Consider the following 26392-nt stretch of genomic DNA (forward strand, 5'->3'; position numbering starts at 1 on the left):
TCCGGCTCAACCAAGTCGGTGTCTTTTTCAACCAAGCCACCGCGCAGAGGCACGGATTATCTTGAACCCCAGGCCACCACGATAAGGACAGCCCCACCATGGCAATCGTTCGTCCCACCCTTGAACACTTACTGGACATCGCGAACGGCCTGCACATGCAGCTCAGCCGTGAACAAGCCAGTGAATACCTGGCCCTGATGCAGTCGAGCTTCGACGCCTACGACCTGATCGACGAGCTGCCCGATTGCGTGCCGCCCGTCCGTTACGAGCGCAGTTCCGGCTACCGCCCTTCGGCGGCCCACAACCCCTTGAACGCCTGGTATTACCGCACCGAAGTCAACGGCGCACCGCAAGGCAAGCTGGCGGGCAAAACCGTCGCGCTCAAGGACAATATCGCCCTGGCCGGCGTCCCCATGATGAACGGTGCCGCGCCACTCGAAGGTTTCGTCCCGTCGTTCGATGCCACCGTGGTCACGCGCTTACTGGATGCGGGGGCGACCATTCTCGGCAAGGCCACGTGCGAGCACTACTGCCTGTCCGGTGGCAGTCACACCTCTGACCCCGCACCGGTACATAACCCCTATCGTCAGGGTTTCGCCTCCGGTGGTTCCTCTTCCGGCAGCGCGGCACTGGTGGCCGCCGGCGAAGTGGATCTCGCGGTCGGCGGCGATCAGGGCGGCTCCATTCGGATTCCTTCGGCATTCTGCGGTACTTACGGGATGAAGCCGACCCACGGCCTGGTGCCCTACACCGGGATCATGGCGATCGAAGCGACCATCGACCATGCCGGGCCCATCACGGCCAACGTGCGCGACAACGCGTTGATGCTGGAAGTCATGGCCGGCGCCGACGGCCTCGACCCACGCCAGGCCGCGCCCCGGGTCGACACCTACAGCGATTACCTGGACCGTGGCGTGCAAGGGCTCAGGATCGGCATCCTGCAGGAAGGTTTCCAGCTGGCCAACCAGGACCCGCGCGTAACTGCATCGGTGCGTAACGCCATCGCCCAGTTGGAGCGGCTCGGCGCGCATGTCGAGGAAGTCTCCGTGCCGGAGCACAAGATCGCCGGCTCGCTGTGGCTCCCCATCGGCTGTGAAGGCCTGACAATGCAGATGATGCACGGCAATGGCGCCGGTTTTAACTGGAAAGGCCTGTACGACCTCACGTTGCTGGACAAGCAAGCCGGGTGGCGCGAGCAGGCGGATCAGCTGTCCGCGTCTCTCAAGCTGTGCATGTTTGTCGGTGAATACGGCATCAAGCACTACAACGGCCGTTTCTACGCCAAGGCGCAGAATCTCACACGCATGGCCCGGGCCGGTTACGACGCGGCGCTGGCGCGCTACGACTTGCTGGTGATGCCGACCGTGCCGATCATCGCCCAGCCTCATCCGGAACCCGGTTGCTCGATCACGGAATACGTGGCCCGGGCGCTGGAAATGATCGGCAACGCCTCAGCCCAGGACATCACCGGCCATCCGGCCATGTCGATTCCCTGCGGGCTGGTGGACGGCCTGCCGGTCGGGCTCATGCTGGTGGGCAAGCACTATGCCGAAGGCACGATTTACCAGGCGGCCGCAGCGTTCGAAGCGTCCGTTGACTGGAAAAACAATTAACCGGTCGGTTCCCGCGCAGCGCACAAAAACAAACACCCCAGGCGCTGCTTAAACGCTCAACGATGAGGAGTTAACTGATGAACACCGATGAAAAAACCACCTCGACCCCAGGCGAGCGAGCCCGCGCCCTATTCCAGGTGCTCAAGCAAAAGGAGCTGATTCCCGCCGGCTATATCGAACAGCTGACCCAACTCATGGCCCACGACTGGAGCCCGGAGAATGGCGCTCGCGTGGTGGCCAAGGCCTGGGTCGACCCGCAGTTTCGTGAACTGCTGCTCAAGGACGGCACCGCTGCCTGCGCGCAATTCGGCTATACCGGCCCACAAGGTGAATACATCGTCGCCCTGGAAGACACCCCCACGCTGAAAAACGTGATCGTCTGCAGCCTGTGCTCCTGCACCAACTGGCCCGTCCTCGGCCTGCCGCCGGAGTGGTACAAGGGCTTCGAATTCCGTGCCCGCCTGGTCCGCGAAGGGCGCACCGTTCTGCGGGAACTGGGCACCGAGCTGCCAGAGGGAGCCACCATCAAAGTGTGGGACACCAGTGCCGAAAGCCGCTATCTGGTGCTGCCGGTACGACCCGAGGGCAGTGAGGGCATGGATGAAGAGGCCCTGCGGGCCCTGATCACCAAGGACGTCCTGATCGGCGTGGCGCTGCCGCAGGTAGCGTAGCCAGGGCGCTGGGTTTCTTTCACTTTTCAGAGGTATTCACAATGGATGGCTTTCACGATCTCGGCGGTTTTCAAGGCTTTGGCAAAGTCCCGCACACCATCAATAGCCTGAGCTACAAACAGGTGTTCAAGCAGGACTGGGAACACCTGGCCTACAGCTTGATGTTCATCGGCGTCGATCACCTGAAAAAATTCAGCGTCGACGAAGTGCGCCACGCCGTCGAACGCCTGGATGTTCGCCAACATGTCGGCACGCAATACTACGAGCGCTACATCATCGCCACCGCGACCCTGCTGGTAGAAACAGGCGTGATTACCCAGGCAGAACTTGATGAGGCCCTAGGCTCTCACTTCAAGCTGGCGAACCCCGCCCACGCGGGCGGTCGCCAGGCGATCACCGGTCGGCCCCCCTTCGAGGTGGGCGATCGGGTGGTCGTTCGCGACGAATATGTGGCCGGGCATATCCGCATGCCGGCCTACGTACGCGGCAAGGAAGGCGTGATCCTGCACCGCACGTCAGAACAGTGGCCCTTCCCGGATGCCATCGGCCATGGCGATGTGAGCGCGGCGCATCAGCCGACCTACCACGTCGAATTTCGTGTGAAAGACCTTTGGGGCGACGCGGCGGACGATGGTTTCGTGGTGGTCGATCTTTTTGAAAGCTACCTCGACAAGGCGCCCAGCGCAAAAGCGGTGAACGCATGATTGACGGCGCCCAGGCGGGCCGACTGCCGGTGACGGTCCTTTCGGGCTTCCTCGGCGCCGGCAAAACCACCCTGCTGAACCATATCCTGCGCAATCGCGAAGGCCTGAGAGTCGCGGTCATCGTCAACGATATGAGCGAAGTCAACATCGATGCCGAAGCGGTGCAGCGCGACGTGTCGCTGCACCGTGGTCGCGATGAGTTAATCGAGATGAGCAACGGCTGTATTTGCTGCACACTGCGCGCCGATTTGCTGGAGCAGATCAGTGATCTGGCACGTCAGCAGCGTTTCGACTACCTGCTCATTGAATCCACCGGGATCTCCGAGCCGATGCCGGTGGCGGAGACATTCGCCTTCCTTGACACCGAAGGCTTCAGCCTCAGCGAACTGGCACGCCTGGACACCTTGGTGACGGTGGTCGATGGCAGCCAGTTTCAGGCGCTGCTCGAGTCGCCGGATACCGTGGCCCGTGCGGATGCCATGGAAGACGCGCCGGAGCGCCATCTGGCCGACCTTCTGATCGAGCAGGTGGAGTACGCCAACATTATTCTCGTCAACAAACTGGACCTGATCGATGACGCCGGTTACCAGGCACTGCACGCCATTCTCGCCGGCCTGAACCCCGGCGCGCGGATCCTGCCGATGACCCACGGTCAAGTCGCGCTGTCGAGCATCCTCGGCACCCATCTGTTTGATTTACCCAGCCTTGCCGCGTCGCCGGGCTGGATGAGGAAAATGGAGGCGACCGACGCGCCAGCCTCCGAAGCGGACACCTACGGTGTGACATCCTGGGTCTACCGTGAGCGGACACCCTTTCACCCACAGCGCTTGCTCGACTTTCTCCAGCGCCCCTGGCGCAACGGACGGCTGTTGCGCAGCAAAGGCTATTTCTGGCTCGCCAGCCGGCACCTGGAAACCGGCATGCTGGTGCAGAGCGGCGGGCAGTTCCAGTGGGACTATGTCGGCCACTGGTGGAACTTTATCGATCCGTCGCAATGGCCACGGGATGAATACCGGCTCCAGAGCATCATGGCCAAGTGGGACAACGTGGTCGGTGATTGTCGCCAGGAATTGGTGCTCATCGGCCAGGGCCTCGACACCGAGGTTTTACAGCGCGAGCTTGACCACTGCCTGCTCAGTACCCGGGAAATCGCCGCCGGCCCACTGGCCTGGCAAGCCCTGCCGGGGGCGACAGTGTTTGATTCGCAGTCGTTGTCGGTACGTCCACCGCAGCCCCTGGCGGCTGACATCACTTCACTCAGGTAGAGGTGCTCCATGTTTTTTTCAGCCGGACAACCCACTGGGTATTGGCTCCGCTCGCCGACAGACTGGACCAGCCTGACCAGGCGAGCACGCCGTTGTCGTCGAACAACCCGTTGTTGCGACGCATCCTGACCAGCGTCGAGCAATTGCTGCAAGAGCGTCGGATGCAGAAAGACGAGGTGCGCGCACTGAGCCTGGAAGTCGCCGAACTGAACGAGCGTGCCGTCGGCGTCAACGCGCTGCTGGGCGACCCGCGCCATTACCTCGCCGACTTCTATAGCCCGATTGGGCGTCCGTCGAAACGGCAGGCGTCGATTCAAGGCTACCTCCTCAACCCTAACAACCGCGCCGCATTCCCATAAAGCAACTTATCCAGCACCTGATCCTTGAACCCCAGCGCCTGAAAATCCTCGATCGACTGGCGGATCGGCCGGAACGGGTAGGACGAGCCAAACAACAGTTGGTCGCCCAGAAAGCCATTGGCTGCTGCGACAAAGGCCTCGCTGCCCGGCAGGAACAGGTACATGTCTGGCACGGCGAAGATGTTTTCATAGCGAAAAGCTACGCCCAGCAGTTGCGCCACGTTCGGCCAGTAGCCGTGGTAACAGACTATTTTCAGTTCGGGAAACGCTCGTGCCACCGCTGCCAGGCGGCCAGGGTCGTTGAAGGCCGGATCCGGCGTGGTCGGTCCGCTCATCAGGAACAGCGCAATGCCACGGCGCGACAAGTGTTCGTAGAGGGGAAAGTACAGCGGGTCATCCGGATGCCGTGCCGGCACGGCGAAACCCGGCTCCAGGCCGATACCGACCAGACCGAGTTGATCAATCACCCGGTCGATTTCGGCAATAGCGCCATCGATACCCTGAAGCGTCGGGTCAACCCCGGCGATACCCAGCAGCTCCTGATGGGGATGGGTGATTTCGTGGATGAAATCATTCGGCAGGTGTTGCCCAGGGGTGTGTCGCCCCACCACCACCGCCTGGCTCAAACCGGCTTCTCGGACTTCGGCAATAAAACCCTCTGGCGTCAGCGAGCGGGCAAAATGCTCGTCGCTGCCGCGAGCTCCGACGCGGCGATTCAGCCAGCGCGCGGTGGCGTAGCCCGCCGAGCCCGGGTTGGCGCCAAAGAAATCGTGCAGATAGGCCGGCCGGCAGCGCATGTCGATCACTTTCATACCGCGGTTTCCTCTTGTTTGGTCTTGGCTCGCACATCGAAGGCTCCGCCCGTGAGCACCTCATTGACGGTCACCGCCTGTTTACCGGGCAACGACGGGAACACCAGTTCGGCGAAGCGGTAGGCCTCTTCCAGGTGCGGATAACCTGAGAGCACGAAGCTGTCGACGCCGAGGTCGACGTATTCCTGCAGCCGGGCGGCGACGGTCTGCGGGTCACCGACCAAGGCAGTACCGGCACCGCCGCGCACCAGGCCGACACCGGCCCACAGGTTGGGACTGACTTCCAGCTGATCGCGACAGCCACCGTGCAGCGCAGCCATGCGGCGCTGGCCTTCGGAGTCCATGGTCGCGTAGTTGGCCTGGGCCTGGGCGATGGTCTCGTCGTCCAGGTACTGGATCAGTTCGTTGGCAGCGGCCCAGGCTTGCTCGTTGGTTTCACGCACGATCACGTGCAGACGTACGCCAAAACGCACTGTGCGGCCGTGCTTCGCGGCGCGGGCACGTACATCGCCGATCTTCTCGGCCACCGCGGCCGGTGGCTCGCCCCAGGTCAGGTAGGTGTCCACGTGTTTGGCGGCCAGCTCGTGGGCAGCCGGCGAAGAGCCACCGAAGTACAGCGGCGGATAGGGCTTCTGCACCGGCGGGAAGAAATTCTGCGCCCGCTTCACATGGATGTGCTTGCCCTCGAAGTCGACCGTTTCACCCTGCAATACCCGACGCCAGACGGTGAGGAACTCATCGGCGGCCTCATAGCGCTCATCGTGCTTGAGGTACACGCCCTCGGCGGCCAGCTCGGCCGCATCGCCACCGGGGACCACGTTGAGCAGCAGGCGCCCACCCAGGGCCTGGTCGAGGCTGGCAGCCTGACGTGCCGTTACGGTCGGGCTGCTGATTGACGTGCGCAAGGCCACCAACAATTTAATCCGGCTGGTCACTGGTACCAGGCTGGCAGCGGTGACCCAGGGATCAAGACAACTGCTGCCGGTGGGAATCAACAGGCCGTCGTAGCCAAGGCTTTCCGCAGCCACAGCAATCTGCCGCATGTACTGGTTGGTGGCCGGGCGGCCGGACTCGGACTTACCCAGGTAGCGGGTGTCACCGGAGGTGGGGAGAAACCAGAAAATATCCAAATTCATGGTACGGGCCTCAGGGAGTGATACAGGGCTGGATCACAAGGCGCACGGCACATCGGCCGGCAGATATAGGAAGCGAGCACTCTGTGGCGCCCTGATCAGCACTGTTGCTGGAGAGTCAGGTGCCTGAGCAAGAGCCATACCAGAAGCCCTGAAACCCTGCGTTGCGGGCTGCAGGCAGCGTGCACAACCACCTGAGCGGCGACGGTGGAAGGTGAATGCCATGCGCTTTGGTCCACCCACTGTTGCCCACCCAACAGTGATGTTGAACCGCTATTGTCTGAGCAACACTTGGCCGATCCGAGAGACATTACCCACTGATTTCGGCCGGCTAAAGCCTGCCAAAAGCTGCTCCCCTGGCACTGACAGCCCGACAAAGCCTTAAGCTAATAACCAAAAAGTATTTATTAGATGTTTTTTAGATCACTTACATTCAATTCATGGATGCCACAGTGTTGCCCGACAAACAGCAGCGCCATTGCTGCTCACGCAACAGTCGCTCAACAGTTAGCTGCCCAGACAACAGCAGCCGAGACCAAGCAATAGACTAACTTATTGTTTTTTATAGTTATTTTAACCATGGAACAACTCTTGCTCTGATGGCTGCACATCCCGCAACTCGAACAGGAACAGACCCCATGAGCACTCCACTTAAAGTCGTCGCCGTTTCCGGTGGAACCTATCGTCCGTCACGCACCCTGGTACTGGTCCAAGCCATCGTTGCTGAGCTGAGCCAGTACCTGCCAATCGAAAGCCGCATCATCGAGCTGGGTGACATTGTCCGCCCGCTGGGCAGCGCCATATCCCGTCGGGAGCTGCCGAAAACTGTTGAGTACGAGTTGAATGCGATTGAGTCGGCGGACCTGCTGGTGGTGGCTGCACCGGTCTACCGTGGTGCCTACCCGGGCCAGTTCAAGCACCTGTTCGACCTGATTGGCCAGGACGCATTGATCGATACCCCGGTGTTGCTGGCCGCCACCGGTGGCAGCGACCGGCATGCGCTGGTAATCGATCACCAGTTGCGCCCGCTGTTCAGCTTCTTCCAGTCGGTGACCCTACCCCTGGGCGTGTATGCCTCGGAGGCCGATTTCACGAATTACCAGATCAGCAGCGAAGCGCTGAAAACACGCATCCGCCTGGCAGTCGAACGGGCCGCACCGCTGTTCACCGCCAATGCCGCCGACCTGCGGAAAACAGCCTGAGGAACAGCCTGTGACCGCTATCCATACATCCAAACTTGAAACCCCGCTGCAGATCGCTCGGACGCTCGCCGCCGAGTTTTCCCGAACCGCCGCCGAACGCGACCATCTGGGCGGCACGCCGAAAGCCGAGCGCGACGAGTTGCGCCGTAGCGGTCTGCTGGCGATGAAAATTGACCAGCAGTACGGTGGCCTTGGCGCCAGCTGGAGCGACACCCTGGAAGTGGTGCGCGAATTCGCCAGGATCGACAGCTCGATCGCCCACGTGTTCGGCTTCCAGCACTTGATGCTGGCCACGGTGCGGCTGTTTTCCCGGCCCGAACAGTGGCAGCCCTGGTTCGAACAGACCGCGCGCAACAACTGGTTCTGGGGTAATGCCCTTAACCCGCTGGACACCCGCACCCTGTCGAAAAAGTTTGCCGGCTATCGCGAGTTTTCCGGGCGCAAGAGTTTCTGCTCCGGCTCCGCCGATTCGGAAATGCTGATTGCCTCGGCGCTGGATGAATCCACCAGCGGCAAGCTGTTGATCGCCGCCATTCCCAGCCACCGCACCGGCATCACCTTGCACGGCGACTGGGACAACATCGGCCAACGGCAGACCGACAGCGGCAGCGCCACCTTCGAACGGGTGCGCGTGGAAGAGAATGAGCTGCTGCTCGATCCCGGCCCGCTGAGCACGCCCTTTGCCTGCCTGCGCCCGCTGATCGCCCAACTGACCTTCGTCAATATCTTCCTCGGCATTGCCGAGGGCGCGTTCGAAGAGGCCCGCGATTACACCCTCAAGGAAACGCGCCCCTGGTTCAAGGCCAACGTCAGCCAGGCCAATCAGGACCCCTATGTCCTGCGCCATTACGGCGAATTCTGGGTCGGGCTGGAAAGCGTGCGCCTGCTCACTGAACGAGCCAACGCCCTGCTCGACCAAGCCTGGAGCAAGGAGCACCAACTCGCCGCCGAGGAACGTGGCCAACTGGCCCTGGCCATTGCCACCGCCAAGGTCGCCGCCACCCGCACCGGCCTGGACCTGACCAGCAGCCTGTTTGAAGTGACCGGCGCCCGCGCCACCCATGCCGCGCTGCGCCTTGATCGTCACTGGCGCAACCTGCGCACCCAGACCCTGCACGACCCCGTGGACTACAAGCTCCATGAACTGGGTGACTGGGCGCTCAACACGGCGCTGCCCACTCCGTCCTTTTACTCATAGGCCCGACCATGCAACTACTCACGCTGCCGCCCTCACCAGCCTTGGCCACCTCGATACGCGCCACCGCGCAAGTCTTCGAAGACCCGAAATCACAGGCGCTGCTGGCGCACCTGCAACAGGTTGCGCCCAGTGATGCCAGCGTGTTGATCATCGGCGAAACCGGGACCGGCAAGGAGCTGGTGGCCCGTCACCTGCACAACCTCAGCGCTCGTCGCAACAAACCGTTTATCGCGGTCAACTGCGGCGCGTTTTCCGAAAGTTTGGTGGAGGCCGAACTGTTCGGCCACGAAAAAGGCGCCTTCACCGGCGCCCTGAGCGCCAAAGCCGGCTGGTTCGAGGAAGCCAACGGCGGCACGCTGTTCCTCGACGAAATCGGCGACTTGCCGATGCCAATCCAGGTCAAGTTGCTGCGGGTGCTGCAGGAGCGTGAAGTGGTTCGCCTGGGTTCACGCAAAAGCATCCCAATCGATGTACGGGTGCTGGCTGCGACCAACGTGCAGCTGGAAAAAGCCATCAACGCCGGGCACTTTCGCGAAGACCTCTATTACCGGCTAAACGTGGTCAGCCTGGAACTCAGCCCGCTGCGCGAGCGACCGGGCGACATCCTGCCGCTGATCCGCCACTTCATCGCCGAGTACAGTCGTCGGCTGGGCTATGGCGAAGTGGTGCTGGATACCGAAGCCGAACAGAAGCTGGTGAATTACTCATGGCCGGGCAATATTCGCGAGCTGGAAAACGTCATTCACCACACCTTACTGATCTGCCGTAACAATCTGATCCGCGTCCAGGACTTGCACCTGTCCAACCTGCGTATCGAACGCCTGGACGCCAGCAATACCGTCCAGGACGACAGTGCCGACGCCCTGTTGCAGCAAGCCTTCAAGAAGCTGTTCGAGGAAGAAAGCGGCGCCCTCCACGAGCGGGTCGAGGAAGCGCTGTTGCGCGCGGCCTATCGCTTCTGCCACTACAACCAGGTGCACACCGCCAGCTTGCTGGGGCTGAGTCGCAACATCACCCGCGCGATGTTGATCAAGGTCGGTGAACTGGTGGTGAACAAACGCCGCCCGGTACAGGACGCCCAGACGGTCAAAGTGGTCAACCTGTCGATCTGACTGGTGGCGGTCAAGCAGCAGCTCCTTTACCCGCTGTCCCGCCCCCCAGATAGAAGTCCTGAATATCACTGCGCTCGGCCAACTGCCCGGTCGTGCCTTCGCTGACAACCCGGCCGCTTTCCAGCACGTAGCCGTACTGGGCGTAACGCAGGGCCAGGTTGATGTTCTGCTCGGCAATCAGGAAGCTCACGCCGTCGCGCTGATTGAGCTGCTGGATGATCTCGAAGATCTCCTCGACGATCTGCGGTGCCAGGCCCATCGAAGGTTCGTCCAGCAATACCAGCTGCGGCCGGGCCATCAGCGCCCGCCCGAGCGCAACCATCTGCTGTTCACCGCCGGAGGTGTAGCCGGCCAGGCTTTTGCGCCGCAGCTTGAGGCGCGGAAACTGGCTGTAGATACGCTCAAGATCGGCCTTCAGTTGCCCGCGGGACACCTGACGCGCAAAGGCACCCGTCAGCAAGTTTTCTTCCACTGTCAGTTGGGCAAAGCAATGCCGGCCTTCCAGTACCTGCACCAGGCCGCTGGCCACCAGGCTATGGGGCGTGCTACGGGTGACATCCTCGCCTCGATAGAGGATCCGCCCCTGCACTACCTCGCCCCGCTCGGCGCGCACCAGATTGGAGGCGGCCTTCAAGGTGGTGCTCTTGCCGGCACCGTTGGCCCCCAGCAACACCACGATCTGCCCTTGCGGTACCGCCAGCGATACCCCGCACACCGCGAGGATGGCCTGTTCGTACAGGACTTCAATCGCGTCGATCCGCAAGATCGGTACTTGGTTCATACGCCTATCCCCATGCTGTTCAATTAATAAAAGCTTGAAACAAGTGACTTGTGGCGAGTGACTTGCTCCCTCGCCACGGGATGTGTATTGAGCAGACATTGCCTTAACGGAAAAGCATTGGGGACGCCTCCCCGACCCGATTCACATCTCAGCTGTCCTGGCTGCAATCGCGCGGTGTGATGCCTTTTTCCTTGGCGTACTGGTGCGACGAGGCTTCGATGATCGGCCTGAGCAAGGCACGGTCGGCCTGCACCCAGTCACTGATCAGTTTCCACTGGCTGCCATCCCACTGCTGGAAGCGCACGGCACCGCCCCCTTCATGGTCCGAGCACGACAGCTGCAATGGTTGCACCAAGCCCAGTGCACCCAGCTCCTTGAGGCGGGCATCGTCCAGTTTGAGGTGCTCGAAGCCCCAGCGCACCTGCTCGCCGGTGAGCGGTTGCTTGCCGAATTTCTCCTGGGCAATGCGCACCGCTTCGACATTGAGAATGCCGTTCACCACACCGAGGTTGTAATACACGGTGCCGAAGCGTTTCGGATCGGCCAGGTCACCATTGCCCCTGGCCACCACCTGCTGCTGGATGCCTTGCAGGACCGGGAAATCGGTGCCCGTGGGGTGCGTGGTGATCGCGATAAAGCCTTTGGCGGCGGCACCGGCCGGTGCGGCATCGTCCTCGGAGTTACTCCAGATGTTGCCGATGATGTGATCCGCCGGGAAGCCGACTTTCTGCGCGGTTTTCAACGCCACCGGGTTCATCACGCCCCAGCCTCGCAGAATCACCCAGTCGGGTTTTTCCCGGCGAATGTTGAGCCATTGCGACTGCTGTTCGTTACCCGGATGGGGCACTTCCAGCAGGGTCAGCTTGAACCCGTACTTGTCGGCCAGGGTCTGCAACACCTCATTGGTTTCCTTGCCGTAGGGCGAGCCATGATACAGGGTGACTATCTTCTTGCCCTTGAGCTGGTCCAGCCCCCCGGCCTGCTGGCCGATGTAGTTGATGATCGCCGAGACTTCGGAGTACGGGTTCAGCTGCAACGGGAAGACATAGGGGAAAACGCTGCCGTCAGTGGAGTCAGTGCGGCCGTGGTTGATGGTGATCAAAGGCAGTTTGTCCGCGGTCGAGCGCTCCAGGGTGGCATAGGCGATGCCCACCGACAGCGGGTTAGTGGCGGCAGCCGGCGCACCATTGAGGCCTTTTTTCAGACGCTCGTAGCACTCCACGCCCTTCTCGACCACGTATTCGGTTTCGCACTCGCTCCAGGTCAGCTTGACGCCGTTGACCCCGCCATTGGCATTGACGTACTTGAGGTAGTCGATAAAACCACCAAAAAACCCGGTACCACCGGCGGCATAAGGACCGACCCGATAGCTCTGCAGCGGGAAGTACTGTTCGTTATCCGCCTGCGCAGTCAATGTGGCAACGCTCAGGCTGACGGCCAGGGCGAGGCTACTGAGTAGAGATCGTTTCAACATCGGTATTTTCCTTATCAATGATTCAATCGCACGTTTGCCGCAGGAGGATCGAAGCGCAGTCCATGCCTGCGCCGGTTTGCTCAGTAGCGCAGGGGCCACAACCGAGCGCGCTCGCGGAACTTCTGCCAGAGGCGCGCCAGGCCCTCCGGCTCCTTGACCAGGAACACAATGATCAGGGCGCCAAATGCCATCTTCTGCAGGTTTTCTATCTGCCCGGCATCGATCAGCCCGGCCGGCAACAAGGCCACCAGGTTCGACAGCAGCACCGGAAACAGCACAATGAACGCCGCGCCCAGGAAGTTGCCGAGGATGCTGCCCAGGCCACCGATAATGATGATGAACAGGATCTGGAAGGACCGATTCAGATCGAAACCGTGGGGCTCCACGGTGCCCAGGTAAGTGAAGGCCCACAGCGCTCCGGCCACCCCGAGAAAGAAGCCGCTGATGGCAAACGCCAGCAGCTTGGTCTTGAGCAACGCAATGCCCATCACTGCAGCGGCCGTGTCCATGTCACGCACGGCCATCCAGTTGCGTCCCAGTTCACTGCGCACCAGGTTCTTGCCCAGCCAGAACAACGCCACCACCACCCCCAACGTCAGCAGGTAACGGCCCACCGGTGAGTTCAAATCCACCCCGAGTATCTCCAGGCGCGGTGCACTGATCACCCCCGAGGCGCTGTTATTGGAGAACCAGCTCAAGCGGGTCAGCGCCCAGGTCACAAAGAACTGTGCCGCCAGGGTCGACACCAGCAGATAGAAGCCCTTGATCCGCAGGCTCGGCAGGCCGAACAGCACCGCCACCAGCGCTGCCACTCCCCCGCCCAGGGCCATGCTGAGCAATAACGGCGAGCCCGGCACCCGCAGTTCAACGTTGTAAGTGGCAAAGGCGCCCACAGCCATGAAGGCCGCCGAGCCCAGCGACAACTGCCCGGCATAGCCGGTCAGCAGGTTCAGCCCCAGCCCGGCCAGTGATAGCACCAGAAACGGAATCAGAATGGCGCTGAACCAATAGTCGTTACCCAGATACGGCACACCTACAAAGGCCAACAGCAGCAAGGCAACCAAGCCGTAACGGTCCTGCCGCAGGCGAAACACCCGGCGGTCCTGGGCATAGCGAGTACTGAACTGACCAGCTTCCTGATAAAACATCACGCCTCTCCTTAAACCCGCTCGATCGCGCGGTCACCAAATAGCCCGGCCGGCCGCACCAGCAGGAACAGCAACGCCAGCACATAGGGAAACCAGTTCTCGATACCGCCGCCGATGACGGGGCCCAGGTACACCTCGGCCAGCTTCTCCGAGGCGCCGACGATCAAGCCGCCGACAATCGCCCCACTGATCGAGGTAAAACCGCCGATGATCAGCACCGGCAATGCCTTGAGTACCACCAGCGACAGCGAAAACTGCACCCCCAGCCGCGCGCCCCAGAGCAGGCCGGCCACCAGACCGACAAACCCGGCCACCGCCCACACCAGCACCCACACCCGTTGGAGGCGGATGCCCATGGCCAACGCCGCCAGCGGGTCATCGGCCACGGCACGCAACGACAAACCGATACGGGTCTTGTTGAACAGCAGCGACAGCGCCAACACCAGCAGCGCAGCGGTCACGGCGGCAAAAATGTCGAACTGCGACAACAGCATGCCGCCCAGTTCCAGTGGCTCGTCACTGATGCCCAGTTCCAGGCCATGCACCTGGGCGCCCCACAGCGCCTGGGCGCCCCCTTCGATCACGTAGGACAAGCCGAGGGTGGCCATGAACAAGGTGATTGGCGAGCGGTTGACCAGCGGACGCAATACCACCCGCTCCACCGCCAACGCCAGCAGCACCATCGCCGCCAGGCTAATGACAAACGCCAGCCAGAACGGCACCCCGCGCTCCAAGAGGCTGACAAAGGTCAGCGCCGAAAACAGCACCATCGCCCCCTGGGCGAAGTTGAAGACGCCGGAGGCCTTGTAGATCAGGACAAAACCGATGGCCACCAGGGCGTACATCACCCCGGCCAGCAGCCCACCGATCAACACCTCTAAGAAAAATTCCATGAGCCTTCCTGTTTTGCGGGCAAAGGGTTCCTGGCCACCAGGCGGCTGGCGGCGATATCGACCCAGGGGTTAGTGGCGCGTGCCGAGGTAGGCGGCGATCACCTCGGGGTTTTGTCGCACTTCTTCGGGTGGGCCGTCGCCGATCTTGCGGCCGTAGTCGAGCACCACCACGTGATCGCAAATGCCCATGACCACGCCGATGTCGTGCTCGATCAACACCACCGTAGTGCCCAACTCACGGTTGATGTCGACGATGAAGCGGCTCATCTGCTGCTTCTCTTCGGCGTTCATCCCGGCCATCGGTTCGTCCAGCAACAGCAAACGCGGTTCGGCGGCCAGGGCACGGGCGAGTTCCACCCGTTTCTGCAAGCCATAGGGCAGCTTGCCGACAAGGGTGTCGCGCCAGGGCTGGATGTGCAGAAAGTCGATTATCCGCTCGGCGGCCTCACGTTGGCGGTCGTCCTCGCCAGCGGCGCGGCCGATGCGCAGAGCCTGCTCGATCCAGCTGCTGCGACGCTTGAGGGTGCGTCCGGTGAGCACGTTGTCGAGCACACTCATGCCTTTGAACAAGGCGATGTTCTGAAAGGTGCGGGCAATGCCGCGCACCGCCGCATCATGCGGGCTCATGCGCCGGCGCCCTTCTCCGGCAAAGCGGATGCGCCCCTGCTGGGCCTGGTACACGCCGTTGATCACATTCAGCAGTGAGCTTTTACCCGCGCCATTGGGGCCGATCAAGGCGCAAATCTCGCCGGCGGCCACGGCAAAGCTGATGTCGGTCACCGCCTTGACGCCCTTGAACGACAAGCCAATATTTTCCAGCTCCAGCAGATGTTCAACCTTTGTCGCCTGTGTCTGTGCCATGAGTCATGTCCTTGTCAGGCCGGTTGCGTGCTGTCTTCGATCCAGCCGTTGACCAACGGGGCTGGCCAGCGCGCAGGCCGGTGCCACTGTGCCGGGTCAGGCCAGGTGCGTACTTCAATCGCCAAGGCCTGGAAAAACGCCTGGGTGTGTGGCGCCAGCGCCTCGCCCACCACCAACGGCGCGCGGGTGCGGGAAAAGCCGAGGATGTCGCGCAACGGCCGGCGGATCAGCCAGTACCCCAGATGCCGTTGCAGCGCACCGGGGTGCGCCACCAGCGCCCAGTCCACCAGACGCCGACGCCAGCTGCCTGGCTCCGGCAAGCGGGCCAGGACCTGGGCATGCAGGCGCTCGTAGGTTTCCCGGGTGCCGGCCACCAGCGTCGGGCCCAACTCGCGACGGTCCTGGTCGCGAGTCGCCAGGTTCTCCGGAAAATTCAGTCGAAAGCCGGCAATCAACCAAGGCGCCAGCAAGTAACGCGCTTGACTACCCGCGGCAAACGCTCGCGCCGCCAGGGCTTCTTCCTGCCGCCCCAGCTGCTCGCTGTGCACCAGGCGCCAGCCTTCCTTTAGCAACTCGGCGTGGCTAATGCGCTGCTGCTCGATGCGCTGCCCCGCACCCAAACGGTAGAAGGTAAAAGCTGTGCGCTCGGCTCGGGCCTGGGGTTCCAGCCGGTGATCGCTGCCCAGCAGCAGTTGTGCGAACGCCAGGGTGTCACCGGCCTGACTCACCTCAGCCATGCCGCGGCCGTCGGCGTAAATCAGCAGCCTGGGCGCCAGTCCGGCGGCGCGCAGGCGCTGAATCTCCTCATGGCCTTCGGCGAACACCCATTCACTATGAAGCTCACGCAACAGCGGCACCTGTGCAGCCGCAGCCTCCAGCGGATCCAACAGCGCGGCCACCCCGCCCAACCACTGTGCCGCCAGTACAGCGATCAACGCCTCCGGCCGCGGGCGGCTGACAATCACCAAGTTCGCGCCAGGCACAAAACCACGCACCTGCAAGGCCATTGCCAGGTGTTCAACCTCAGCGGCCAGTTGGCGCCAGGTTCGCACCTGCCACACCCCCAGGCGCTTATGTCGCAGGGCAATGCCCGTCCCTTGCTGACGTGCCTGCTGTTGCAGCCACTGCGGCAAGGTGTCGGATTGCGTGTTATCAGTGAATGTCGCCATGACCTTTCCCCTCCTTTAGGCGAGCGCCGCAGCCTTGGCCGCGACCGCCTCGCGCTCCAGCTCACGCACCAACGGCAACACCTTGCGGCCGAAGTACTCCACTTCTTCATGAAAGTGCAGGAAGCCAGTGAGCACCAGGTCCACGCCCACCGCCTTGAGGGCGACGATGCGTTCGGCAATCTGCTGCGGCGTACCGATCAGGTTGGTCTTGAAGCCATCGTTGTACTGCACCAGGTCTTCGAAGGTGGACTTGGCCCAGTTGCCTTCGCCTTCAGGGCTGGAGGCGCCGGCGTTCTTCGCCTCGCTGCCGAAACCATTGACGGCCTCCGGATCGGCCTTGGCGATAATTTCCTGCAATACCGCTCGGGCTTCAGCCTCGGTTTTGCGGGCAATGACAAAGGCGTTCACCCCAACTTTCACTGAGTGGCCATTGATCGCGGCCTTGGCCCGAATGTCGTCGACCTGGGCCTTGATGCCTTCGACGCTGTTGCCGTTGGTGAAGTACCAATCGGAAACCCGCGAAGCCATGTCCCGCGCCGCGCGCGAGCTGCCACCCTGGAAGATTTCCGGGTGCGGTTGCTGCAGTGGCTTGGGTTTGAGGGTGTAGTCATGGAAGCGGTAGAAATCGCCATGAAAACTGAAGTTGTCCTGGGTCCAAATGCCCTTGAGCGCCTGGATGAATTCTTCCGAGCGACGATAGCGCTCATCGTGGTCCAGCCACGGCTCGCCAATGGCCCGGAACTCGCCCTTGAACCAACCCGACACGATATTCACCGCGACCCGACCGTTGGTGAATTGGTCGATGGTGGCCAGCTGTTTGGCCGCCAGCACCGGACTCCAGGGCCCAGGCAGGATGGCGGCGATCACCTTGAGCTTCTCGGTGGCGGCCAACAGCGCGTGGCTTATGGTCACCGACTCGTGCTGGTTTTCGGCGCCATAACCGGCGGTAAAGCGGATCTGTGACAAGGCGTATTCGAAGCCGGCCTTTTCGGCGATTTGCGCCAGCTTGCGGTTGTAATCGATGTCCCAGCTGGTGCGCTGTTCGATCTTGCTGACCACAAGGCCACCGCTGACGTTGGGAACCCAATAGGCAAACTTGATGTTGTCCTGGCTCATTGTACGTACTCCATTGACTCGTTGAAATGAGGGTTGACCCGGGACGTCAGGCAGCGCTGGCATCCCGGTGAACTTTCGGATTGAGGCTCAGGACCGCCGACTCGACAGCGCGCTCGATGCGTTCGAGCAACTGGGGGCTGGTGATCTGGTAGTCGGTGAAATCGGCTTCGGCGGCATACACACCGATGGGCAAGCTCAGGGCCTGGAAGAAACCAAACAGCGGGCGCAACTGGTGATCGATGATCAGGGCGTGGCGGTCCGAGCCACCGGTGGCGGCCAGTAACACCGGCACGTTGTTCAACGCCTGGTGATGGACGAAATCGAACAGGTGCTTGAACAGTCCGGTGTACGAGGCGCGGTACACCGGGCTGGCAGCAATCAGCAGGTCGGCCGTTTCAATGGCCTGCAGATCGGCCTCTACCGCAGCGGGCAAGTCTTCACGGCACAGCACCCCGGCAAACTGCGGGCCGACCTCGGACAACTCGATCAGGTGCAGCGCGATCGGCAGCTGTTGCGCAAGACCGGCGACCAGAGCCTTGAGCAGCACCAGGGTGCGCGTAGGCCGCTGCACGCTCCCGGATACCGCGACCACTTTCAGTGTGTTGCTCATTGCCCGTCCTCATGGTGGCAGAGGCCACCGCGGCACCTGCACAAGGACTAGAGCAGCAACCGTGCCATCTCTATAATTCAATAAAAATCAATAAGTTATACGGTTTTTCGCAAAACGCCGCAGTGTCGTCCACCGGGCAGGCTGTTGATCAACTGTTGCGCTCACAACAGCTGCCTCTCTGCCCATGCCGTGCAGCGCGCCCAGGCCGCTGTTGCCGGGCAGTCAGCGCTTCAGCAAGTTGCCCGGCAGACGACAGCAACCACCCTGGCGAACAGCCCTGCGCGCCCGATTAAACGGCTTTTGCAGTGCCAGGCACGACCTGTGCACTGGCAGTAGTACGCAACAGATCGACTGCACTGTTGCTTCTCTTGCCTTCCATAAGGAGCTACACCATGACTGTCCAGCAACAGCACCTGCCACACCCCCTCTCCAGCGGTACCGACTACCAGGCCCTGGCCGAGCGCTTCCGGCCGATCTTTGCACGCATCGCCGCCGGCGCACTGGAGCGCGAGCAAACTCGCAGCCTGCCCTTTGAACAAGTGAAGTGGCTGAAGGAAGCCGGCTTTGGCGCCGTGCGCGTGCCGGTGCAGTACGGTGGCGACGGCGCTTCCCTGCCCCAGTTGTTTGAGTTGCTGATCGAACTGGCCGAAGCCGATTCCAATCTGCCGCAGGCGTTGCGCGGTCACTTTGCCTTTGTCGAAGACCGCCTCAACGCCCATGCCGATGCGCCCCAGGACACCTGGTTCAAGCGTTTTGTCGACGGCGATCTGGTGGGCAACGCCTGGACCGAAGTCGGCAGCATCAAGATCGGCCAGGTTGGCACCCGTGTCTCGCGTCTGGGTGAACAATGGGTGGTCAACGGCACCAAGTACTACAGCACCGGCAGTATCTTCGCCGACTGGATCGACCTCTATGCCCAGCGCGATGACAACGGCGCCGATGTGATTGCCGCCGTTCGCGTGCAGCAACCGGGTATTGTGCAGAGCGACGACTGGGATGGCTTTGGTCAGCGCACCACCGGCAGCGGCACCTCGGTATTCGAGAACGCCGTGGTGGAGCCCGAAAACCTGCTGGACTTCACCACCCGCTTCAAATACCAGACGGCCTTCTATCAACTGGTGCTGTTGGCGGTCCAGACCGGTGCCGGCCGTGCCGCGGTGCGCGACATCACGGAAGAAGTACGCAAGCGCACGCGCATCTTCAGCACCGGCAACGCCAGCCACGTCAGCCAGGATGTCCAGGTGCAGCAAGTGGTGGGCAAGGCTTCAGCGCAGGTCTATGCCGCACACGCCACCACCCTGCGCGCCGCGGCTGCCTTGCAGGTGGCCTACGAAAGCCGCTTCGCCCATAACGACGAAGCCGAACGCGATGCCAACATCGCCGCCGAACTGGAATCCGCCCAGGCCCAAGTGGTGATCGCCGACCTGGTGCTACGCGCCACCAGCGACCTGTTCAACGCCCTCAGCGCCTCGGCCACCAGCACCGGCAAAGCCCTCGATCGTCACTGGCGCAACGCTCGCACCGCGGCCTCGCACAACCCGCTGATCTACAAGGAACGCATCATCGGCGACTGGGAAATCAACGGCACCGAACCGCCCTACGTCTGGCAGATCGGTGGAGGATCGAAGTAAGTCGACATAACGCGGGTGCCAGATACCCCGGCACCTGATCGGCCAGCGACGAAGCACGGGCCAGCAACGCGCCTGGCCCCTGGCTCGTCGCTACGCCCAGAAATCGACGTCCCTGGGCGCGGCTCTGGATACGCTCGATACCGCCATGCAGCAAGCTGACCTGCCCACCCAGTGCCTTGGGCGATGCCCAGCAGATCGGTCGCCACGGCCGGTGACACCTCGTGTTGCGGGTCACCAAAAATCTGCCACACCTCGCCCTGCTCCACGATCCGCCCACGGTCCAGCACCAGGCACGAGCGACCTGAGATAAGCTGACGGCTGACCTGTCTGTAGCTCAAATCTGCAACTGTCGCCTTTGCAGGATCCACAGACTCTACTGCTGACGCACATCGCCTCACTTCCAGCGTTATCGCGCTTGCTCAGTGTGCACCAGCAGAACGCACTACAACGTGTAGGAAATACCGACTTGCACGGTTCGTGGCGCACCCGGATAAGCGTAAACATTGCCGAACGCGCCTTCTTCATAATCGCGATCAAACAGGTTTTTCACGTCAAGATTGAGCCGCACCTTGTCATTGATCTTGTAGAAGCCAAGCAAGTCGACAACGGTGTAGCTGCCCATCGAAAACGCAGTGTTGGCGGTTTGTCCGGCGCGCTCGTCGACGTACTTGAATCCGGTGCCCAAGCCCAATCCCTTGAGGGTGCCGTCCTGGAATTCGTACATATTCAGCAGGCTGAAGCTGTTTTTCGGGATGTTCAGCAGCCGCGTGCCAGAGCGCAGTACGTTGTCTTTCGTCACTTCGGCATCGACATAGGCGTAGCCGCCAATCACGCGCCATTCGGGAGTGAGGTTGCCGGCAACGTTGATATCGAAACCACGGCTTCGCACTTCACCGGCAGCAACGCTGAAGGTGGAATCGACGGGGTCGGTGGTCAGCACGTTACGCTTCTCGATCTGATAGATCGCCGCATCGACACTCAACCGCTGATCCAGTGCTTCCCACTTGATACCCATTTCGTACGACTTGCCCTTCTCCGGCGCAAACCCTCCCCCGAGGCGGCTAGCGCCGGTGTTGGGCTTGAACGAGCGCGCGGTGTCGGCATAAACCGCTAATGTCTCGGTCAAATCGTAGGTCACGCCGATGCGCGGAGTTACTGCGTTGTCACTCGCCTGCCAACTCTTGCCGCCCGGGACAAAGGTTTCGTAGTCATGTTCGAAGCGTTCGAAACGCGCCCCTGCCAGCACCTTCAGTTTGTCGGTCAGTGCCAATTGATCCTGCACAAACGCGGCATAAGTTTTGAGGTTTTCCTTGTCGTGGGTCGGCGTGCGAGTCAGTGCTGGACGCGACTGGCCGTACACCGGATCGAAGATGTCGATCGGATACGCATCGACAGCACCGCTGGAGCGTTGAATGATCGACTTGTAGTCATAATCTTCGTACTCGATACCGGTGAGCAACGTGTGCTGCAAACCAGCGGTATCGAAATGGCCGGTCAGATTGAGCTGGGTATCCTTGTCGGTCCACTCCAGCTTGCGATAGTTGAAGTTGCGCCCCAAGGTGCGGCCGTCAGCGGCAATACCGTTGGCCTCGACTGCGTTGCCCTTGAGCGAACCATCGAGCCACTGGAAGCCACCACCCAGCGTCCAGTCGTCATTGAGCATGTGCTCGAAACGCAGCTGCGCCATGTTGTTGTCGTTATGCAGTTTGCCAGCGTCTTTTTCGCCGAAAAAACTGTCGCGAGAGGCGGTACCTGCCTGCCTCGGGTAACGTGTAACGCCTCGATCCAGAGGCGCGTTGTTACGCATGAAATCGCCTTCGAAAATCAGCTTGGTCGCGTCGGTTGCCTGCCACGTGAGCACCGGCGTGATACCGTAGCGCTCGGTTTCGACGTGATCGCGGAAGGTGTCGCCGCCCTCGCCCACTACGTTCAGTCGATAGGCCAGGCGCCCTTCTTCGTCGAGCGGGCCGGAAGCATCCAGCGTGCCACGCTTCATGCCCTGATCGTTCAGTTGACTGCCCAAGGTGACGGTGCGCTCGGGCAACGGCTGTTTGGAAATCACGTTGAACGTGCCGCCAGGATCACCCCGACCGTAGAGCATGGTTGCCGGACCGCGTAGCACTTCGAGTCGCTCGATAGTGTTGGCATCCGGCATGTTCGGATAGCCGCGGTTGATCGGAAAACCGTTGCGATAAAACTCGCCAGTGGTAAAGCCACGAACGGTAAACGTGGTCAGACCCTGTCCACCAAAATTGTTCGCCCGCCCCACGCCCCCAGCGTAGTCCAGCGCGTCCTGCAAACGGGTGGCTCCCAGATCCTCGACCGCATCTTTCGAGACCACACTGATCGATTGCGGGGTTTCGTGGATCGACGTGTCGGTGCGTGTGGCGCTGGCCGAGCGCGTAGCCAGATAACCCTGCACCGGGCCGTCCGCCCTTTCATAATTCGCAGTACCGATAACATCGGTTGCGTCCAGCTCAAGCGTTGAGGGTGACACCTCCGTTTGTTCAGCCCATGAGGTAGACGACAATGCTTGCAGCACACAAATGGAAAGCAGGGTTCGACGCATGAAGAGAAAAACCTTTACGAATAGGCCAATGCAGGGAGTGAAACCGCCAAAAAACTCCGACGCATGCTATACAAAACCATTCGTAATTAACACTGATTCCCATTAACAAAAACAGTCTTCGATAAAGTCATCACTTCATTGAAGCAATGGCCATTGCAGCATCATCCGCGCCACGGCCGAGATCATCCAGCGCTGCCGACCTTGGCGGTGTAGCCAATGACGCCGAGCATGCTCCGGAAGTGGTTTGATGATGCCCCGAAGTTTGCCGGCATTCCCAAGGCTGATTTTCAAATGCGCGTACGGACGAAGGCCGCGGCGGATAAGGAAGAATCGACACGCAACATTCGTGCTGCACGCGATCAACTTGGGCACACCACCGTAGGCATGACAGAGAAGTACATTCGAATGCGTAAAGGGATGAAAGTCACGCCCACAAAATGACCAGTGGTAGCGAATTGCGGAGCAGAGATAGATTTTTTGCGGTGGTACTCGATGCTCTGCCCCGCCGCGTCGGTAAAACAGATCATCAGGCCTCGCTCGTCGTATTCCCAAGCACTGGTTTTGCCGGAGCAGTCGGTATATTTCACGAGTTGGCCAGCGTCGTTGTATTCGAGCTCTTTCTCGTTGCCGTTTGCATCCTTAATAACGATCACCAACCTGCCGTTCGTCTTCAACCAGGTGATGGTGCTCGGCGACCTGCCGATCCGTGCCGCGAAGGCGCTCTTGTACAGGTAGTCGAATACGCTTAGGAGCTCTCCTTTTCAGCGGCTTCTCAATGAATCCTTTCAAGATTTCAGTGATTGAAATTTCAGTAAGCTGGCAGGCCTTCCACTAACAAGATCCCGCGGGTTTCCGACCCCGTGTCCTTTGCAAGTCCCCAGGGGCCCCGCCGGTTTTCTGCCTGGCCGGCTACCGAAGTCGGACAGGTCTGACAGTTCAAGCAGTGACATAGGAGGGCGTGGCCTGTTCATGGGCTACCTAATACTTGAAATACTGGCGCGTTGTAGGTATTGGTCGAGATCAACTCAACGCAAGGAGCGAGACAGTGATCAAAATTCGAGAGGCGACCATTGAGGATATCCACACACTTAGTGATATCGGTATAGAGACGTATCGAGACCACTTCTCCGACATATGGACCCCCTCAGGCATGCAGCATTTCTTGAGTGAAGACTTTTCAGTCCTGGCGCTTCAGGAATCGATAGGGGCACCCGCACGTCACTGTTGGCTCATAGCACTCGATGAAGACGACAGAGCGGTAGGGTTCTCAAAGGTTAACTGGTCGAAGCCGATGCCTATTTCCGGCAAGGCCGGTGCGGAGCTCCAAAAAATTTACTTCCTCAAGACCCAAGCAGGCAAAGGCTACGGGAAACAGCTTCTGCAATTCATCCGCCAACTGGCCGAAGATCGTAACGAGCATTTCATTTGGCTCGACGTACTCAAAACCAACGCCAGTGCGAGGCGTTTCTACGAGGGCTTCGGCTTCGAAGTACTAGGTGAGATCCCATTTAGCACCGACAAGACCGAGATCGGAATGGTTGTGATGTGCTGCGACATTTCCCGGTAGGCACGCTCGATCGACTCCCAGTTGCTTGGTTGTCATATTTCGTTACCTGTTAAGCCTAAAGCAGGATTGAAATAGCGGCGTGTTGCCGATATTGGTGTTGACCCAACTCAAACCAAGGAAAGCAACATGTCAGACTTCTCTAAGTACACTTTAAACGCGTCGTAGTATCAGAATGAGGGTCCAGCCCTCTAGAAACGATCGAACCTCTGCACGTTCGCCAGTACCTAACCTGGCGCAAATCAGCGCCGGTCCGAGCGAACCGTGAAAAGCCCCTCCTCAGGGCGATCTGAAACTACGCGCGGGACAAAGGCTACACATCGCTGGCCAATCCTTGTGCCGGCATCAAGGGCAATAAAGAAACTGGACGAGACACGTACGCCGAGGGGCAAATTTGGATTCTGCAGGGGAAAACAAAGGCGAAGCGCCGGATTGAAGTCACTGGCGAGCTGAAGTTTTGATTGATCGAATCATGCCCCGAAAGTCAGAAGGTAGGCTCGACACGGCTGATCGTTACAGAGGATGGCACACCAATGACGGTGGCGATGTTGCGGAGAAGGTTTGATTTGACCAGAGAAGCGGCCGGCGTCCAGAAATCTGAATTTCAGATGCGGGATTTACGCGCCAAAGCAGGTACAGATAAAGCCGAATCCAGCGGTGACATCTTACAGGCGAGAGATCAACTTGGGCATACGACGGTGGTGATGACGGAGCAATACATCCGTCATCGCCTTGGCAAGAAAGTCACTCCTATCAAGTGAATTGCGGAGCAACTCCAAAATAGCGGACCAGAAACAAACAAGGGTTTGCATTAGCTTTCGCCCGCAAACCCTTGATTTTAGATGGTGCCCGAAGCCGGAATCGAACCGGCACGCCCTTACGAGCGGGGGATTTTAAGTCCCATGCGTCTACCAGTTTCGCCATTCGGGCGGTAGCGCGGTAAGCAGTCTGAAGACTGTCCAAATAACGATCTGGCAGTTCTGACGCTTGTGCAACAGAGGGGGAAATATATACATCCCGCCCCGCTGAAGCAAGTTCGCAAATCCCCTTTTCAAGACTAAATCTTGCAGGACTGCGAAAATAAAAAAGCTCCGTAGATCATGGATCTACGGAGCTCGTTTAAAGTGGAGGCCGAAGTCGGAATCGAACCGGCGTAGGTGGATTTGCAATCCACTGCATAACCATTTTGCTATTCGGCCTCAAACATCTGATGTTCAGTAGCGCAACATCAAACGTGTAAACTCGTATCTGGAAACAAGATTCTAATCTAGCTTCCAACCCTTTGAAATCTAAGGGGTTTTCGTGTTCCTGAATCAGGAATGGACGCAATTCTGGACTGGTTCGAAAGGCATGTCAAGAACTGGAAGAAAATAATTCCAGATGCGCTAACGCCACTACCCGGTTGCTTTCGAGACTAACACTTCAGCGCCACAGAAAGCGCTACCCACCGCAAGATGCGCGCTGCAACCGCTGCCGATACTCGCTGGGTGTCTCATGCATTTCATGGCGAAAGTGCCGATTGAAATTCGACAAGTTGGCGTACCCCACCTCAAAACAGATATCGGCAACGCTGAAACTGCTTTGCGCCAGCAAACGGCAGGCGCGCTGGACTCGTAGTTTGCGCGTCAGGTCGACGAAGGTATGGCCGGTGGCGCGCTTGAAGAATTTGGAGAAGGCCGGCTCGTTCATGTCCAGCCGCTGGGCGATGACCGACATCCGCAACTCGTCAGCGAGGTCGTTCAGGATGTAGTCGAAGACAATGCTCATGCGCTGGGCCGTCAATGCGTCGAGCATGGGCGCGTATTGCAGGCTGGCAAGCGTCTGTCTCTCGCTGTCAGGGGCCGATGCCAGCAGTTGCAGCAATGACAGGAACAGGCACAGTCGCTGCAAGCCGTGGCACTGGCCGATCTCTTCCATCAGTCGAGCTGCTTTTTTGCGGGTGTTGCCATGAAATTCGATGCCCTGCGCCGCCTGGCGAAACAGGCTTTGTAACTCGCTGAGCTCCGGAACCTTGTCGCGCAGTTGCATCAGCATCTGGCCATCGAACTGCAACACGACGTCACGGCCGGTAATCACCTCGCCTTTGCCCAGATCGCTGATCCAGTCATGAGGCAGGCCCGGGCCGATGAGGGCGACATGGCCGGCTTCGAATACGCCGATGTAGTCACCAGCCAGTAGCCGACCGCTGCCTTCGCGGATCAGGTGGATCTCGAACTCCGGATGATGGTTCCAGCGCGCCAGGTCGAAGGGATAGTCGTGCTCATACCAACGAAAGCTGTGCTGGGGCTCGTTGAGGATGACTTCAAGCGCTGGCGGCTTGTCTGCGGTTACGTGATGGTTCATCACCCTGGCGATTCCGTTTTTGTTGGTTTTATCAAGGTACCGCGAAGCCTGGGACGAGTCGAAGTCTCGGGACGCTGACATGAGACTCGCACTAACGACGCCCGGCGCCTAGCACGTTACATGGCGCCCACTGATACTTTTTTTCCACGGTCAAAAAAGTATCA

22 protein-coding genes, 2 tRNA genes and 5 pseudogenes are annotated in these 26392 nt (G+C 60.3%); 12 read left to right on the top strand and 17 right to left on the bottom strand.

The genetic code is table 11. From position 1 onward, the window contains the following. The first annotated feature begins 98 nt into the window (after positions 1-98). The 5 genes and pseudogenes from AC1DQM_RS03670 to AC1DQM_RS03690 form a co-directional block, all read left to right on the top strand. Positions 99-1613, top strand: coding sequence for an amidase (locus AC1DQM_RS03670; RefSeq protein ID WP_018929036.1), 1515 nt, complete (start codon positions 99-101; stop codon positions 1611-1613). Between the two features lie 77 nt (positions 1614-1690). After that, positions 1691-2284, top strand: a complete 594-nt coding sequence (gene nthA, locus AC1DQM_RS03675; protein WP_138867469.1) for a nitrile hydratase subunit alpha — start codon at positions 1691-1693, stop codon at positions 2282-2284. A 41-nt stretch (positions 2285-2325) separates the two neighbouring features. Continuing rightward, positions 2326-2988 (top strand): nitrile hydratase subunit beta, encoded by a 663-nt coding sequence (nthB, locus tag AC1DQM_RS03680; RefSeq protein WP_018929034.1) that lies wholly within the window; start codon positions 2326-2328, stop codon positions 2986-2988. Continuing rightward, a complete protein-coding gene (locus AC1DQM_RS03685; RefSeq protein ID WP_138867468.1) occupies positions 2985-4253 on the top strand; it encodes a GTP-binding protein in 1269 nt (422 codons plus the stop codon). Before nthB ends, AC1DQM_RS03685 begins: the two co-directional genes overlap by 4 nt. A 2-nt stretch (positions 4254-4255) precedes the next feature. Next, positions 4256-4471 (top strand): annotated as a pseudogene (locus AC1DQM_RS03690) (chemotaxis protein); the annotation flags it as partial. 101 nt (positions 4472-4572) lie between these two features. Here the strand turns inward: AC1DQM_RS03690 and AC1DQM_RS03695 are convergent. Further along, on the bottom strand, positions 4573-5424 hold the full coding sequence (locus AC1DQM_RS03695; RefSeq protein WP_111453241.1) for an amidohydrolase family protein: 852 nt from the start codon (positions 5422-5424) through the stop codon (positions 4573-4575). Next, positions 5421-6560: an FMNH2-dependent alkanesulfonate monooxygenase gene (gene ssuD, locus AC1DQM_RS03700; RefSeq protein ID WP_018929030.1), complete on the bottom strand. Its 1140-nt coding sequence runs from the start codon at positions 6558-6560 to the stop codon at positions 5421-5423. The genes AC1DQM_RS03695 and ssuD overlap by 4 nt, the downstream gene beginning before the upstream one ends. A 635-nt stretch (positions 6561-7195) precedes the next feature. Between ssuD and msuE (AC1DQM_RS03705) the strand changes: the two genes are divergently transcribed. From msuE (AC1DQM_RS03705) to AC1DQM_RS03715, 3 genes are read left to right on the top strand one after another with little or no spacing between them, the layout of a single operon-like run. Further along, positions 7196-7759 carry an FMN reductase gene (gene msuE, locus AC1DQM_RS03705; RefSeq protein WP_138867466.1) on the top strand — a complete coding sequence of 188 codons (564 nt, stop codon included), beginning with the start codon at positions 7196-7198 and terminating at the stop codon, positions 7757-7759. A gap of 10 nt (positions 7760-7769) precedes the next feature. Further along, positions 7770-8957, top strand: a complete 1188-nt coding sequence (locus tag AC1DQM_RS03710; RefSeq protein WP_018929028.1) for an acyl-CoA dehydrogenase family protein — start codon at positions 7770-7772, stop codon at positions 8955-8957. Positions 8958-8965: 8 nt separating this feature from the next. Next, complete coding sequence (locus AC1DQM_RS03715; RefSeq protein ID WP_018929027.1) at positions 8966-10069, top strand: sigma-54 interaction domain-containing protein; 1104 nt, start codon at positions 8966-8968, stop codon at positions 10067-10069. 10 nt (positions 10070-10079) lie between these two features. Here AC1DQM_RS03715 and AC1DQM_RS03720 read toward each other — a convergent pair whose 3' ends face one another. The 8 genes from AC1DQM_RS03720 to msuE (AC1DQM_RS03755) all read right to left on the bottom strand — a co-directional run bounded on the left by AC1DQM_RS03720 (position 10080) and on the right by msuE (AC1DQM_RS03755) (position 18121). Then, the gene (locus AC1DQM_RS03720; RefSeq protein ID WP_138867465.1) at positions 10080-10850 is read right to left on the bottom strand and encodes an ABC transporter ATP-binding protein; all 771 of its coding nucleotides are present in this window, start codon (positions 10848-10850) and stop codon (positions 10080-10082) included. A 148-nt stretch (positions 10851-10998) separates the two neighbouring features. Then, positions 10999-12324 carry an ABC transporter substrate-binding protein gene (locus AC1DQM_RS03725; protein ID WP_018929025.1) on the bottom strand — a complete coding sequence of 442 codons (1326 nt, stop codon included), beginning with the start codon at positions 12322-12324 and terminating at the stop codon, positions 10999-11001. A gap of 80 nt (positions 12325-12404) precedes the next feature. Continuing rightward, entirely contained in the window at positions 12405-13472 is a 1068-nt protein-coding gene (locus tag AC1DQM_RS03730) for a branched-chain amino acid ABC transporter permease (RefSeq protein ID WP_138867464.1), read from the bottom strand. An 11-nt stretch (positions 13473-13483) separates the two neighbouring features. After that, positions 13484-14365, bottom strand: a complete 882-nt coding sequence (locus tag AC1DQM_RS03735; RefSeq protein WP_064617653.1) for a branched-chain amino acid ABC transporter permease — start codon at positions 14363-14365, stop codon at positions 13484-13486. Between the two features lie 69 nt (positions 14366-14434). Next, positions 14435-15226 carry an ABC transporter ATP-binding protein gene (locus tag AC1DQM_RS03740; RefSeq protein ID WP_018929022.1) on the bottom strand — a complete coding sequence of 264 codons (792 nt, stop codon included), beginning with the start codon at positions 15224-15226 and terminating at the stop codon, positions 14435-14437. A gap of 14 nt (positions 15227-15240) precedes the next feature. Beyond that, a complete protein-coding gene (locus tag AC1DQM_RS03745) occupies positions 15241-16395 on the bottom strand; it encodes an AMP-binding protein (RefSeq protein ID WP_138867463.1) in 1155 nt (384 codons plus the stop codon). 15 nt (positions 16396-16410) lie between these two features. Then, a complete protein-coding gene (gene sfnG / locus AC1DQM_RS03750) occupies positions 16411-17511 on the bottom strand; it encodes a dimethylsulfone monooxygenase SfnG (protein WP_018929020.1) in 1101 nt (366 codons plus the stop codon). A gap of 46 nt (positions 17512-17557) precedes the next feature. Further along, complete coding sequence (gene msuE / locus AC1DQM_RS03755; protein WP_018929019.1) at positions 17558-18121, bottom strand: FMN reductase; 564 nt, start codon at positions 18119-18121, stop codon at positions 17558-17560. 392 nt (positions 18122-18513) lie between these two features. On the opposite strand from msuE (AC1DQM_RS03755), the gene AC1DQM_RS03760 reads away from it, so the two are divergent. Next, positions 18514-19752 carry an acyl-CoA dehydrogenase family protein gene (locus AC1DQM_RS03760; protein ID WP_138867462.1) on the top strand — a complete coding sequence of 413 codons (1239 nt, stop codon included), beginning with the start codon at positions 18514-18516 and terminating at the stop codon, positions 19750-19752. Here the strand turns inward: AC1DQM_RS03760 and AC1DQM_RS03765 are convergent. Both AC1DQM_RS03765 and AC1DQM_RS03770 read right to left on the bottom strand, forming a co-directional pair. Further along, positions 19700-20042 (bottom strand): annotated as a pseudogene (locus AC1DQM_RS03765) (hypothetical protein); the annotation flags it as partial. The gene AC1DQM_RS03760 and the pseudogene AC1DQM_RS03765 overlap by 53 nt on opposite strands. A 152-nt stretch (positions 20043-20194) precedes the next feature. Further along, on the bottom strand, positions 20195-22321 hold the full coding sequence (locus tag AC1DQM_RS03770) for a TonB-dependent siderophore receptor (RefSeq protein WP_138867461.1): 2127 nt from the start codon (positions 22319-22321) through the stop codon (positions 20195-20197). 213 nt (positions 22322-22534) lie between these two features. On the opposite strand from AC1DQM_RS03770, the pseudogene AC1DQM_RS03775 reads away from it, so the two are divergent. Further along, positions 22535-22762 (top strand): annotated as a pseudogene (locus tag AC1DQM_RS03775) (site-specific integrase); the annotation flags it as partial. Here the strand turns inward: AC1DQM_RS03775 and AC1DQM_RS03780 are convergent. Further along, complete coding sequence (locus AC1DQM_RS03780) at positions 22681-22974, bottom strand: RHS repeat domain-containing protein (protein ID WP_230139155.1); 294 nt, start codon at positions 22972-22974, stop codon at positions 22681-22683. The pseudogene AC1DQM_RS03775 and the gene AC1DQM_RS03780 overlap by 82 nt on opposite strands. Beyond that, positions 22969-23052: pseudogene (locus AC1DQM_RS03785) on the bottom strand (terminase small subunit); the annotation flags it as partial. The pseudogene AC1DQM_RS03785 and the gene AC1DQM_RS03780, both read right to left, overlap by 6 nt. A gap of 314 nt (positions 23053-23366) precedes the next feature. On the opposite strand from AC1DQM_RS03785, the gene AC1DQM_RS03790 reads away from it, so the two are divergent. Next, positions 23367-23888, top strand: coding sequence for a GNAT family N-acetyltransferase (locus AC1DQM_RS03790; protein WP_138867460.1), 522 nt, complete (start codon positions 23367-23369; stop codon positions 23886-23888). A gap of 182 nt (positions 23889-24070) precedes the next feature. Continuing rightward, positions 24071-24646, top strand: a pseudogene (locus AC1DQM_RS03795) (tyrosine-type recombinase/integrase); the annotation flags it as partial. 82 nt (positions 24647-24728) lie between these two features. On the opposite strand, the gene AC1DQM_RS03800 reads toward AC1DQM_RS03795, so the two are convergent. The 3 genes from AC1DQM_RS03800 to AC1DQM_RS03810 all read right to left on the bottom strand — a co-directional run bounded on the left by AC1DQM_RS03800 (position 24729) and on the right by AC1DQM_RS03810 (position 26228). Next, positions 24729-24815, bottom strand: a tRNA-Leu gene (locus AC1DQM_RS03800). Positions 24816-25010: 195 nt separating this feature from the next. Next, a tRNA-Cys gene (locus AC1DQM_RS03805) sits at positions 25011-25084 on the bottom strand. A gap of 241 nt (positions 25085-25325) precedes the next feature. Beyond that, complete coding sequence (locus AC1DQM_RS03810; RefSeq protein WP_064617637.1) at positions 25326-26228, bottom strand: helix-turn-helix domain-containing protein; 903 nt, start codon at positions 26226-26228, stop codon at positions 25326-25328. Positions 26229-26392 lie beyond the last annotated feature (164 nt).

It is taken from the genome of Pseudomonas sp. 01L34, assembly GCF_056400265.1.